The organism is Curtobacterium herbarum (assembly GCF_016907335.1).
GTDB classification, from domain to species: Bacteria; Actinomycetota; Actinomycetes; order Actinomycetales; family Microbacteriaceae; genus Curtobacterium; species Curtobacterium herbarum.
This window is the reverse complement of the sequence record NZ_JAFBBT010000001.1, coordinates 2,009,267-2,021,085: the sequence shown is the minus strand read 5'-3', so window position 1 is coordinate 2,021,085 and position 11,819 is coordinate 2,009,267. Positions and strand designations below refer to the sequence as shown.

12 protein-coding genes are annotated in these 11,819 nt (G+C 70.0%); 9 read left to right on the top strand and 3 right to left on the bottom strand.

The genetic code is table 11. The annotated features are described in order from the left end of the window. Positions 1-83 precede the first annotated feature (83 nt). Positions 84-458 carry a Fur family transcriptional regulator gene (locus JOD51_RS09695; protein ID WP_204608072.1) on the top strand — a complete coding sequence of 125 codons (375 nt, stop codon included), beginning with the start codon at positions 84-86 and terminating at the stop codon, positions 456-458. Between the two features lie 25 nt (positions 459-483). Here the strand turns inward: JOD51_RS09695 and JOD51_RS09690 are convergent, their stop codons facing one another. Then, the gene (locus JOD51_RS09690) at positions 484-954 is read right to left on the bottom strand and encodes a GNAT family N-acetyltransferase (protein ID WP_204608071.1); all 471 of its coding nucleotides are present in this window, start codon (positions 952-954) and stop codon (positions 484-486) included. Between the two features lie 49 nt (positions 955-1,003). Between JOD51_RS09690 and JOD51_RS09685 the strand changes: the two genes are divergently transcribed. Genes JOD51_RS09685 through JOD51_RS09675 form a run of 3 tightly spaced genes read left to right on the top strand, consistent with a single transcriptional unit; the run spans position 1,004 to position 3,507 of the window. Further along, positions 1,004-1,957 carry a TetR family transcriptional regulator C-terminal domain-containing protein gene (locus JOD51_RS09685; protein WP_204608070.1) on the top strand — a complete coding sequence of 318 codons (954 nt, stop codon included), beginning with the start codon at positions 1,004-1,006 and terminating at the stop codon, positions 1,955-1,957. Between the two features lie 38 nt (positions 1,958-1,995). Then, positions 1,996-2,544 carry a GNAT family N-acetyltransferase gene (locus JOD51_RS09680; protein ID WP_204608069.1) on the top strand — a complete coding sequence of 183 codons (549 nt, stop codon included), beginning with the start codon at positions 1,996-1,998 and terminating at the stop codon, positions 2,542-2,544. Positions 2,545-2,553: 9 nt separating this feature from the next. Beyond that, the gene (locus tag JOD51_RS09675) at positions 2,554-3,507 is read left to right on the top strand and encodes a GNAT family N-acetyltransferase (RefSeq protein ID WP_204608068.1); all 954 of its coding nucleotides are present in this window, start codon (positions 2,554-2,556) and stop codon (positions 3,505-3,507) included. 42 nt (positions 3,508-3,549) lie between these two features. Here JOD51_RS09675 and JOD51_RS09670 read toward each other — a convergent pair whose 3' ends face one another. Together JOD51_RS09670 and JOD51_RS09665 are read right to left on the bottom strand one after the other, a co-directional pair. Next, positions 3,550-5,022 (bottom strand): GH32 C-terminal domain-containing protein, encoded by a 1,473-nt coding sequence (locus JOD51_RS09670; RefSeq protein ID WP_204608067.1) that lies wholly within the window; start codon positions 5,020-5,022, stop codon positions 3,550-3,552. Then, positions 5,023-6,066, bottom strand: a complete 1,044-nt coding sequence (locus JOD51_RS09665; protein ID WP_204608066.1) for a LacI family DNA-binding transcriptional regulator — start codon at positions 6,064-6,066, stop codon at positions 5,023-5,025. It abuts the gene before it with no gap. 133 nt (positions 6,067-6,199) lie between these two features. On the opposite strand from JOD51_RS09665, the gene JOD51_RS09660 reads away from it, so the two are divergent. Genes JOD51_RS09660 through JOD51_RS09640 form a run of 5 tightly spaced genes read left to right on the top strand, consistent with a single transcriptional unit; the run spans position 6,200 to position 11,790 of the window. Next, entirely contained in the window at positions 6,200-7,609 is a 1,410-nt protein-coding gene (locus JOD51_RS09660) for an ABC transporter substrate-binding protein (protein ID WP_204608065.1), read from the top strand. After that, positions 7,606-8,553 (top strand): carbohydrate ABC transporter permease, encoded by a 948-nt coding sequence (locus tag JOD51_RS09655; protein WP_204608064.1) that lies wholly within the window; start codon positions 7,606-7,608, stop codon positions 8,551-8,553. The genes JOD51_RS09660 and JOD51_RS09655 overlap by 4 nt, the downstream gene beginning before the upstream one ends. Further along, positions 8,550-9,458 carry a carbohydrate ABC transporter permease gene (locus JOD51_RS09650; RefSeq protein ID WP_204608063.1) on the top strand — a complete coding sequence of 303 codons (909 nt, stop codon included), beginning with the start codon at positions 8,550-8,552 and terminating at the stop codon, positions 9,456-9,458. Before JOD51_RS09655 ends, JOD51_RS09650 begins: the two co-directional genes overlap by 4 nt. Further along, the gene (locus JOD51_RS09645; RefSeq protein ID WP_204608062.1) at positions 9,455-10,873 is read left to right on the top strand and encodes a glycoside hydrolase family 32 protein; all 1,419 of its coding nucleotides are present in this window, start codon (positions 9,455-9,457) and stop codon (positions 10,871-10,873) included. The genes JOD51_RS09650 and JOD51_RS09645 overlap by 4 nt, the downstream gene beginning before the upstream one ends. Beyond that, the gene (locus tag JOD51_RS09640; protein ID WP_204608061.1) at positions 10,870-11,790 is read left to right on the top strand and encodes a carbohydrate kinase family protein; all 921 of its coding nucleotides are present in this window, start codon (positions 10,870-10,872) and stop codon (positions 11,788-11,790) included. The genes JOD51_RS09645 and JOD51_RS09640 overlap by 4 nt, the downstream gene beginning before the upstream one ends. The last annotated feature ends 29 nt before the right edge of the window (positions 11,791-11,819 follow it).

Genomic DNA, 11,819 nt, shown 5'->3' with positions numbered 1-11,819 from the left:
CTCGATCGGAACCGTAGGGCACCGGCGGCCCCCTTTGCGAACCCAAATGATCGCGATACTCATTCTCGGGAGAGGATGGAGGCATGGCTCCCGCCGTCACGGTCGCGCACCGCGCGCGACGTCGACACACCGAGTGCGTCCTCGTGGCGCTCCGGACGGTTCGCCGCGCCACCGTGCAGGAGCTGTACCGGACACTGCGGAGCGCCGGCGACCCGATCAGCCTGTCCACCGTCTACCGGGAGGTGCACCGCCTCGTCGCGGTCGGCCGGGTCCGTGAGGTCGTCCTGCCGGGCGGAGCGGTCTACCTGCTGCCGGGTGACGACCTGTTCGTCTGCGACGAGTGCGGACGGATCGAGGAGGTACCGCTCCGACGCGTCGCGGTGATCCAGGACGCCGACTTCTTCGCGCAGACCGAGACACTCACCGTCCACGGCCGGTGCACCGACTGCGACCGGTGACGGCAGTGCGCGCCGAGGCGACGGATCACAGATCCCGAGCGAAGCAGACGGATTCGGCGCACCCGACGTAGGGGCCGTACAGCGGGATGCTCGTGTAGCCCTCCCGTTCGTAGAAGCGGATCGCGTCGGGCTGGAGGGTGCCCGTCTCGAGGACCACGCGCTTCGACCCGAGATCGCGAGCAGCAGCCTCCAGGGCGCGGAGGACGGTGACCGCCACCCCTGACCCCCGCGCTGGCGGCGCCACGTACATGCGCTTGATCTCGACGCTCCCGGGTCCGGCGACGTCGTCGGCCAGGGGGCGCAGGCCCCCGCAGGCGACGGGGTGGCCGTCGCTCGTCCTCGCGACGAGGAACACCGGGACGTCGGCTGCCGACGGCGGTGTGCCCGGCTCGTGGTCGTCGCTGCCGTAGCGCGCGTCCAGCTCGGCGCGCTGCGCTCGCCGCAGCTGGTCGGCATCGGGGTGGTCGAACTCCGTGCGGCTGATCGTCCAGGTCATGGGTTCCTCTCGTGACGATCGTTACCGTAACATCTGTTACCGTCGTCGCGTGAGCAGGACGAGAGATGCGGAAGCGAGCCGGCTGCGCCTGTCGGAGGCGGTGTTCGGGACGCTCGCCGACCGCGGCCCGACGGGGCTCACGCTCCGGGCCGTCGCGGAGCGTGCCGGGTGCACGACGGGCCTGGTCCTGCACACGTTCCGCGACAAACGGGCGCTCCTGCTCCACGCCCGCGACCTCATGCACGAGCGCACGCGCGTCCGCTCCGACGCGCTCGAGGCCGATGCCCCCGACGCCGGATCGGCGCTGCGTGCCGTCCTGCTGGGCGCGCTGCCCGTGGACCGCGAACGACTCGCCGAAGCACGGGTGTGGGTGGGGTTCCTCGCGGCAGCGCTGGCTGATCCGGTCCTCGCCGAGCGGCACGCCGCGAACAGCCGGGCCTTCGCGGAGCGGGTGACGCGGCTCATCGAGTCCGCGTACCCGGAGCTCCACGCCGACTCGGCCGAACGGGCAGCGGCCCTCGTCGCTGCGGTCGAGGGCGTGTCGAGCCTGGCGGCGGGAGATCCCGACGGGTGGACCGAGGCGCGACAGGTCGCAGCGGTGCGCACGGTGATCCTGGCGGTGACGACGGGGAGCGCGCCCGAAGACGACCTCGGGCAGGGTGGGGACATGGACGCCCCGACTCCGGACACCATCCACTTCCACCAGAAGCACCACGAAGCGATCGTCAGCGGCGAGAAGGTCACCACCGTCCGCTGGAACGAGTCCGTGGCGGTCGGCGCCGCGACCTTCGTCTTCGACGGTCACCCCACGGCCGAGCCGCTGGTCGGCGCGGTCACCGCCGTGCACCGGTACCGGCTCGACACCCTCACCGCGGAGCAGGCCCATCAGCCCCCGGGGACCGACATGCGCCGCTTCGGGCAACAGCTCCGCGAGAACTACTACCCCGACATGCCGGATGACGCCGTCGTCGAGGTCGCCGAACTCGTCCTCGGGTCGTCGTGACGGCCGATCTGCCACCGGGGGCCGCGAGCACCACGGGCGTGACCACCGGAGCGCTGGTGACCACGGCACGATTGACCCTCCGGCTCCACCGCGAGAGCGATCTCGAGCGACTCGTGTCCATCTACTCCCGACCGGAGGTCGCGCGCCACCTCCTCGAGGAACCGTGGACACTCGAATCCGGTGCGGCGCACCTCCAGCGTCGACTCGCCCGGACCGGCCTGGACGAACCGGGCGGCGCGCTCGCGCTGGCGATCGAACGCGGCGGGACGCTGATCGGGGCGGTCTCGGTCTGGCGCACGGAGCAGGAGCGACGCACCGTCGAGGTGGGGTGGACGCTCGATCCCGCCCACGGAGGCCACGGGTACGCGACCGAGGCGGTGGCCGCCGTCCTGCTGGCCGTCTTCGAACGGCACGACGTCCACCGTGTGGTCGCGCAGATGGACGCACGCAACGACTCGTCTGCACGCCTCGCGGGCCGCCTCGGCATGCGCCAGGAGGCGCACTTCCGGAGCGACTTCTGGAGCAAGGGAGAGTGGACGGACACCCTGGTCTTCGCGGTGCTCCGCAGTGAGGTGCGGGTCGTCTAGGGTCGTCGGATGGAGACCCAGCCGGTGAACGCCACCTCGACCCTCCACGTCCGACGCGCGGGCCGCGACGACGTGCCGGCGCTGACCGACTGGACGAGCGACGACCCCGTGGCCTGGATCGGTGCGGATCGCCTGACCGCTGAACTCGCCACTGGGAACTACCGTCCGGAGTGGTGCTGGGTCGCCGAGCGGGCCGGACGGCTCGTCGGTCGTGCGCTCTGGTGGGGCCGGTCCGACGCTGACCGCCCCGCGACCCTGGACTGCCTGACCACCGGTGCACACGGCCCGGAGGCGGTCGCGATCGGTTCTGCGTTGGTGCGCGCCGGGCTGGACGCCTTCGGCGACGCACCCGTGGAGTTCAACGTCGACGTCTCCCCGAACTGGACGAGTGATCCGGCAGCGGTCGAGGCTGCTCGGTGGCGGCACGAAGCCGCCCACCTGGGCGGGTTCTCCCGCACCACCGAGCGGATCAGCTTCGCACGCACCGCGTCGGACCCGGAGCCCCCACGGCCGACCCGACTGCGCTTCGTCCCCGCCGAGGACGCGACCTTCCGGGCGCTGTTCGCCGCCGTCGCATCCGGCTCCCTCGACGACCACACCAACGACATGGTCGCCCGTGAGGGCGTCGACGCCCTCGCCGACGACGATCTCGACTTCTACCGGTCGCTCCCTGGTGACCGGCGGGCATGGCGCACCGCGCATCTCCCGGACGGCACGACGGTGGGGTTCATCATCCCCACCAGGACCGCCTACGACGCGAGCATCAGCTACCTCGGCGTCCTTCCCGAACACCGGGGACACGGGTACGTCCACGACCTGCTCGCCGAGATGACCCACGTCCACCACGACGACGGGCAGGCCCGGATCGTCGGGACCACCGACGCCGTCAACACACCGATGCGCGCGGCGTTCGAACGAGCGGGCTTCACCGTCACGCGCGTCCGCATCGTCCACGCCCGGTGAGGGCAGTCCCGACGAACGGCCACCGACACGGTCCGCCCGTGTTCAGCGGGTGCGGATCGACAGGCGCTCCAGTGTGATCGCGCCGTCCTGCGTGAAGAGGCCCACGCGACCGGCCGGTCGGTCGTAGAGACGGGTGCTCAACGCGACGGCGCCGTCGACGACCGCGACACAGACGTCACCGTCGAGGTGGACTTCGATCCGGTGCGGCCCCGGAGCGAGCTCCACCGGACGTTCCAGTTCCACGGCGTGCGGGACGTCGCCGAGGATCTGCCACTGCTCGGTCCCGGTGCTGCCGCGCGGCCAGCGATCGACGACGACTCGGCTGCGTCCGGGCTCGAGGCGGAGCGCGTACCCCGCTTCGCCGTCGTCGCTCGAGCGCAGGAGCAGCCCGAACGACGCCGTGCCGGCGTGGAGCTCGATGTCGGCGACGACGAGCGCCTCGTCGGGGAGCTCGGGGCCGAGCCACGACGCGTACCGGGACGCCGCGCCGTTCCCGACGGTCCGATCGGCGCCGTTCAGCGGTTCGAGCTGTGCCGTGACGTCCGACTCGTGCGTGTAGGCGGCCTTCACCGTCTCCGGGAGGTCGAACCGCAGCGACCCGTCCGGGCGCTGGTGCGCCTGCAGCGTCGCCATGGTGCCGGCCCACTGCCAGGCGCTTCCGTCGCGGCGGCCGTCCTTCGTCGCGATCCAGCCGACGAAGTAGCGCGCGTCGCCGAGCGCGACCGTCTTCGCTGCGTAGAAGGCCCGTCCGTCGACGGTGTCGTCCGTCGGAGCGAGCCACGGCCCGTCCGGTGACGTCGCGACGCGGTACCGGGTGCAGAACGCGTCGGAGAACTCCGAGTACACGAGGTACCACCAGTCGCCCCACTGGAAGACGTCGGGGCACTCCTGGGTGATGAAGCGGTGGGGTTCCCAGAGCGGCTCGGCATCGCGCCACGTGACCAGGTCGTCGGACTCGAGCCGGGCGACGAGTCCGGAGCGCCGGTGGGGCTCGGCAGGCCGCCGCGTCGCGAGCAGCATCTGCCACGGGCGGTCGGCGGCCGGGCGGAACACGAACGGGTCCCGCCAGTCCTCGGGGGAGTAGCCGGCGAGAGCGGGGAGGTCCCAGTCGGGGTGCTTGGTCCAGTCGGTGAGGTCGCCGGTGGAGGTCGCGTGACAGACGACCTGAGCGTCCTTCGGTCCGGCGTCGGTGTCGGTCCTGATGCGCGGGTTGTGGCCGGTGGAGAAGAGGTGCAGGGTCCCGGCGTCGTCCTGGACGACGCTGCCGGTGTAGCAGTCGAAGTCGCTGGCGTCCGGTCCGCCGGACGGCAGCACCACGCCACGGTCCTCGAAGTCCACGAAGTCGGTCGTGGTCACGGCAGCCCACGGCATCCCCGTGCTCCGTTCGAGCGGTGGGGCGTCGGGGCGCTCGTCGAGCAGGTAGAACAGCCAGGCTGTGCCGTCGTGCTCGAAGGGGATCACGTCCCCGACGAAGCCGTTCACTGGCTGGAAGTGGGTGCTGCGCTGGAGGGCCACCTAGGTTCCTTCGGGTCGTGGGGATGCGAGCGAGCTGCGTGGCACGTAGTCGCAGGGCACGAGGTGCCGGCCGGGCTGCTCGGTCGCTGCGAGCAGCAGCGTTCCGGCGTCGTAGCCCATCTGCTGGTGCGGCAGGGCGACGGTCGTCAACGGCGGGTGCATCTGGTCGGCGAGGTCGGGTTGGTCGTCGAACCCGACGATGCTGATGTCCTCGGGGCACCGCATGCCGAGTGACTGCGCGGCCATTAGTGCGCCGACGGCCATGCGGTCGTTCCCGCAGATGATCGCCGTCGGACGGAGTGTCGTCAGGACCTCCATCGCGAGGTCGTAGCCGGAGCCCACCTGGAACGTGCCGAACGCGACGTGGATGGTGTCGGTCGAGACGTCCGCGTCCGCCGCGGCCTGCTCGAGTCCACGTCGGCGTTCCCGGCAGGCGTAGTCGTCCTCCGGGCCACCGAGGAACGCGATGTCGGTGTGTCCGGCGGCGAAGACGGCGGCGGCCACGTCGTGGCCGCCCTGGAACTCGTCGGCCAGGACGGTGACGGCGGGGGCGTCGCCGGACGGGAAGCAGTTGACGTACACGGTCCGGACGCGCTCGAGGCCGTCGATCGGTGTCACGTACTCCGGACCGGGTGCCGCGTAGATGAGCCCGGCGACGCCTTGCTGGACGAGGTTCTCGACCGCTGCCTTGCCGCCGTCCGTGGTCTGCGCCGTCTCGATGACGAAGCAGACGTAGCCCGCCTCCTGCACCGCCTGCTGCACACCGAGCACGATGTGGCCGGCGTACGGCTGGGCGACGAGTCGGTCGGCGATGACCCCGACCGTGTACGACCGGTTCGACCGGAGCGACTGTGCCGCTCGGTTCGGTTGGAAGTTCAGTTCCCTGGCCGCCTCGAGGACCCGAGCTCGGGTGTCCTCCGCGATGGAGACGTCCCTGCGGTCGTTCAGCACGAACGACACGGTCGGCTGCGACACGCCTGCGTGGCGTGCGACGTCCTTCATCGTGACGCGGTGTGACTGCGTGGTGCGTTCACGGCTCGCCATCGACCCTCCTTCGTTGCGCTCATCATGCCAGAAGCAAATACGTATTGCGTCCCCTGACCGCCGTGTGTACGCTCGCCACAAATACGTATTGGTCCCGCTCGTCGGGGCCACCATCGCTCAGAGAGGAGCGACCGTGACGAACGGATTCAGTACACCGATCGACCGGCGCACGCTGTTCAAGTTCGGCGGGGCCGGGCTCGCGCTGGCCGGCATCGGCTCGCTGGCCGCCTGCTCGACCAGCGGCGGAGGGGGCAGCGGATCGGGCACCGTGAAGATGCTCTACTTCGGCGAACAGAGCGCTGCCACTGCCCTGCAGAAGGCGATCGAGCCGAAGATCAAGCGACTGGACAAGAAGGCCAGCCTCGAGGTCACCGCGATCAACGGCACCGACTGGAACGACTTCCTCGCCAAGGTGCTCACCCAGATCGCCTCGGGCGACGTCCCCGACATCGTCAGCGTCGCGACCGAGGGGCAACAGCTCCTGGCGTCGAAGAACCTGCTCACCCCGCTCGACGACTACGTCACGAAGAACCTGTCGGATCTGCACGAGTACTTCACCGGCGCGCACCCGGTCCTGCTCGAGTCGACGATGTACCAGGGGCACCTCTACACGCTGCCGGACAGCTTCAACGCGGGCAGCATGTTCTACTCGACCGACCTGTTCGACAAGGCCGGCCTGTCCCGTCCGACGAGCAAGTGGTCGATGGACGACTTCCACTCCTCGGCCGAGAGCCTGGCGAAGGTCGGTGGCGGCACCTACGCGTTCGACTGGGTGGTGCGCCTCTGGGGCAGCTGGACCTCGTTCCTCTACGCCAACGACGGGAACCTGCTCGAGGAGGGCAAGTACTCGGGCGGCGACTGGCTGTGGAAGAGCAAGGCGTTCTCGGACAACCCGATCGGGGTCACCGGCCGCAAGGGCGGCTGGAAGTGGGGTGACCCGACGGCGAACTCCGACGCGGCCGTCGAGGCGCTCCAGTACGTCATCGACCTGCAGAAGTCCGGCGCGTCCCCCTCGCCCGACGTCGGCGGTGGCGCCACCCTGCAGGGGCTGATGGCCTCCGGTCGGATCGGCATGACCATCGGCGGCGGCTTCTGGGCCGGTGGACTCCACAACGCGGGGATGCAGGACGGCAGCTTCGACGTCGTCGAGTTCCCCACGTGGAAGAGCAACAAGTCGCTCTTCGGCGCGGGCGGGTACGGCATCTTCAACTCGTCGAAGCAGAAGGACCTCGCGTTCGAGGTCATCAAGCTGATGGTGCAGCCGGAGAGCTTCGACGCGCTGTGGCCGGGCAACGTGACGACGCCGGCGCAGAAGTCCCTGATGACCGCGGACCGGTACGCCACGACGGGGCCGGAGCACTGGTCGGTGTTCTACGACCAGCTCGACAACTCCGTGCCGATCTCGGCACCGCCGTACTACAACGCCCTCGCGACGGCGCTCAACCAGCGCACCACACAGGCGATCTCCTCCGGGAACGCGAAGAAGGCACTCGACGGCCTGCAGGCCGACATCGAGCAGGCCGCATCACAGGCGTCGTCGTGACCGCGACGACCGGGACACCCACCCGGCGGGCCGCCGAGGTCGCGGCCCGCCGGCCAGCAGCCAAGCGTGCCCGCCGACGAGAGTCCACCTTCGGCTTCCTCATGATCGGGCTGGCGGTGGTCTTCGTCGCCGTCTTCACCCTGGTCCCCATCCTGGCGTCGCTCGGACTGTCCTTCACCTCGTGGGACGTGATCAGCAGCCCCAGGTGGGTCGGGTTCGACAACTACGTCCGGCTGTTCACCGACGGTCCTGTCCTGGCGTCCTTCGGCGTCACCATCGGACTGGCCCTCGCCATCGTCGTCCTGCAGATCTCCCTGGGGTTGCTGCTGGCCGTGCTGGCGAACAACCGGAAGCGCAACGCCACCCGGGTGTTCTTCCGCACCTCGTTCTACCTGCCGCTCCTGGCGTCGACCGCCGCGGTGTCGATCTTCATGGGCTACATCTTCGACACGAAGTTCGGCCTCATCAACTACTACCTCAACGAGATCGGCCTGCCCGGGGCGCACTGGCTGAACGACCCGTTCTGGGCGAAGGTCACGATCGTGATGGTCGTGGTCTGGCAGCAGGTCGGGTTCACCTTCGTGCTGTTCGTCGCCGCGCTGCTGGCGGTGCCGGTGGACGTGCAGGAAGCCGCCTCCATCGACGGCGCCGGCCCGTGGCGCGCGCTCTTCCAGATCAAGATCCCGCTGATCAGCCCAACGATCCTGTTCGCGACCGTCATCGCGATGATCAACGCGATGCAGCTGTTCGACCAACCGTTCATCATGACCAAGGGCGGCCCCGGTACCGCGACGACGACGGCCACCATCTCGATGTACCAGGCCGGGTTCCAGAACCTGCAGTTCGGGTTCGCCTCCGCCATCGCCATCCTCCTGCTGGTCATCATCGGCATCATCACCGCCGTCCAGTTCATCGCCGCACGAAAGCTGGTGTTCTACCAATGACGACCACCGACACGATCAACCCCCTGCACAGTCCGGAGACGGTGGCGCAGCCGAGCATCGACCACATCGTGCGCCGGCGGCGACCCGCCGCCACCGTCGGCAGCGTCATCGGGCTCATCATCCTGGTGCTCGCCGCGGTGTTCGCCCTCGGGCCGCTGCTCTGGACCCTGACGACGTCGCTCCGGACACCGGCGGAGTCGTTCAACAACCCGCCGCAGTGGCTCCCGCTGTCCTGGGACTTCAGCAACTACGCCGCGGTGTTCAACCAGATCCCGATCGGACAGTTCTTCGTCAACAGCGTCGTCGTCACCCTGCTCATCGTCGTCGGCCAGACCATCACCTGCACCCTGTCGGGCTACGCGTTCGCGATGATCAGCTTCCCCGGCAAGAACACCATCTTCGGGATCTTCCTCGCCACGATGATGGTGCCGATCCAGACGATCATCATCCCGGTCTTCGTCATCCTCAAGGACATCGGTCTGACCGGGTCGATCGCCGCCCTGATCGTCCCCGCCCTCGGCAGTGCGTTCGGCACCTTCCTGATGCGGCAGTACTTCATGCAGATGCCCAAGGAGCTCGGCGAAGCGGCGCGCATCGACGGCGCCAGCCAGTTCGGCGTCTTCTGGCACGTCTACTCCCGGATGGCGAGCCCGGCGATCGCCACACTCGCGATCCTGAACTTCTCGGGCTTCTGGGCCGAGTACTACCGGCCGTTGATCTTCCTCAACCAGCAGGACACCTTCACCCTGCCGCTCGGACTGGTCGGCCTGCAGGGCAACCTCGGGACCGGGTCGATCTCGGTCGTCCTCGCCGGGGTGGTGCTGACGATGATCCCGAGTGTCCTGCTCTTCATCTTCGCCCAGCGGTACTTCATCGAAGGCGTCACGGCGGGGTCGTCACGATGACCGACACCGACACCGACACCGGCACCGGCACCGGCACCGGCACCACCACCGTCCGCACGGCGCTGCCCGCTGCCGCCACCGACCACCACCTCCCGCAGTTCCACGTCAGGCTTCCCCGCGGGTACGTCAACGACCCGAACGGCCCCGTCGACATCGGTGGGCAGGTCCACCTGTACTTCCAGTCCCGGCCCCGCGTCGACCTGGAGGTCCCGGTGGAGTGGGGGCACGCCACCAGCGAGGACCTCGTGCACTGGACCCTGCACCGACCGGCCATCGTCCCGGTCCCGGGTGGCGCTGATTCGGGAGGCGCGTGGTCCGGCAACACCGTGCTCCACGACGGCACCGTCCGCGCCTACTACTCGGGCAAGGTCGACCACAGTCCGTTCCAGTCCGTGCTCCTCGCCGAGTCCACGGACGGCGGCAACACCTACGGCCCCGGCGTGCAGGTCGTGGCCGACCCGTCCGCCGACGAAGCGATCACCATGTTCCGTGACCCGTTCGTCTGGCAGGACGAGGGCGGCTGGTCGATGGCCGTCGGAGCGGCATCAGCCGACCAGACCGCGTCCGTCCGTCACTACCGGTCCGCCGACGGCGTCACCTGGACCTCCGTCGGTGACCTGGTGGCGATGCCCCGCACCACGGTCGACGGCATCGACACGGGCGAAGGGTGGGAGTGTCCCCAGGTCCTCCGGATCGACGGGACCGACGTCGCCATCGTGGCGTCCTGGTCGCACGCGCACGGCCCGGGCGACGTCGTCGCGATCCCGCTGACCGGCGTACCGCACCCCGCCAGGGTCGACGACGGGCAGCACTTCTACGCGGCATCCGTGATGCGGACGAGCTCGTGGGGGCCGGTGCTCTTCGGTTGGGTCACCGAAGGCCGCACCGAGGAGTGGACCGAGCAGGTCGGCTGGTCCGGCGCGATCTCCGTGCCCCGCAGGACGTGGCTCGCGGACGGGCGGCTCGGCAGCGAGCCGCACCCCGCGCTCGAGGCCCTCCGCGCCGGTCGGCCGGAGCCGGCCGACGGGGCCACGGTCGGCGCGCAGGTGGAGATCGTGCTGCCGGTCGCCGTCACCGGCAGCATCCTGGTCCGGTTCTCGGAGGCCGAGTACCTCGACATCCGCATCGATCTGGAGGCTGACACCCTCACCGTCGACCGGTCCCGTTCCAGCCGCGACAGTCGCGCCGATCGACGTCCGGCAGTCGTCCGAGCGCCGTTCGACCGGTCCGCGGAGCGGCCCGCGGTGCGGGTGCTGGTGGACGGCTCCGTCGTCGAGGTGTTCACCAGCGCCGGTCGCTCCGTCACCACGCGCGTCTACCCCGAGCAGGCACCGCCCTGGACGGTGGAGGCCCCCGCGGAGGCACTGGTCTGGGAGCTGACCGGCACCGCCGTGACCGTGGCTGGGCAGCGATGACCGGCCGCCCGATCACCGTCGCGGGGGAGGCGCTGGTCGACGTCGTGCAGGACCAGCAGGCACGCGAAGTCCCCGGTGGGAGCCCTGCGAACGTCGCACTCGGGTTGGCCCGGCTCGGCGCGCCGGTCGAGTTCGCCACGTGGCTCGGGGACGACGCGCGGGGACACCGCATCGCCGACCACCTCCGGGCGTCCGGCGTCCGGCTCGTCGACGACGTGTTCCGCGCGACGCGCACGTCGTCCGCGGTCGTCCGGCTCGCACCGGACGGCCAGCCGAGGTACGAGTTCGACATCGAGTGGGACCTGCCGGCGCTGCCGCAGACGCCACGATGGCTGCACGTCGGATCGATCGGCGCGTTCCTCGAACCCGGAGCGCGCCAGGTGGCGGAACTGGCCCGGCGCACTGCGGCTGCCGGCGGGACGGTCTCGTTCGACCCGAACATCCGTCCCGCGCTCCTCGGCAGCGCCGCTGACGAACGCGTCGTGTTCGAGCGACTCGCAGCGATCGCCGACGTCGTGAAGCTCTCCGACGAGGACGCCGCCTGGCTCTACCCGGGACTGCCCGAGGACACCGTCCTCGATCGTCTCCTGGCGATCGGCGTGCAGATCGCTGCCCTGACCACGGGTGCGGCGGGGTCCCTCCTGGCGACCTCGACCCACCGGGTGTCGGTCCCCGGCGAACGTGTCGACGTGATCGACACCGTCGGCGCCGGCGACAGCTACATGGCGACGCTCATCTGGCAGCTGCAGCACCACGGCGGCACGTTCGGCCCGATCAGCCGGTCGATGCTCACCGAGCTCGGCCGGGTCAGTACCCGTGCCGCGGCGATCACCGTCACCCGGCCTGGTGCGGACCTGCCGAGCGTCGACGACCTGGTCCCCGCGGGGACCGAGCCCGAGACCGTGACCAGCCGATGACCACCCGCGACGAACCGACGACCACTCGA

Excerpts from the sequence above, each read along its gene's own strand:
- JOD51_RS09695 (WP_204608072.1), top strand. The coding sequence starts at position 84 with ATGGCTCCCGCCGTCACGGTCGCGCACCGCGCGCGACGTCGACACACC.
- JOD51_RS09690 (WP_204608071.1), bottom strand. The coding sequence starts at position 954 with ATGACCTGGACGATCAGCCGCACGGAGTTCGACCACCCCGATGCCGAC.
- JOD51_RS09675 (WP_204608068.1), top strand. The coding sequence starts at position 2,554 with ATGGAGACCCAGCCGGTGAACGCCACCTCGACCCTCCACGTCCGACGC.
- JOD51_RS09665 (WP_204608066.1), bottom strand. The coding sequence starts at position 6,066 with ATGGCGAGCCGTGAACGCACCACGCAGTCACACCGCGTCACGATGAAG.
- JOD51_RS09650 (WP_204608063.1), top strand. The coding sequence starts at position 8,550 with ATGACGACCACCGACACGATCAACCCCCTGCACAGTCCGGAGACGGTG.
- JOD51_RS09645 (WP_204608062.1), top strand. The coding sequence starts at position 9,455 with ATGACCGACACCGACACCGACACCGGCACCGGCACCGGCACCGGCACC.
- JOD51_RS09640 (WP_204608061.1), top strand. The coding sequence starts at position 10,870 with ATGACCGGCCGCCCGATCACCGTCGCGGGGGAGGCGCTGGTCGACGTC.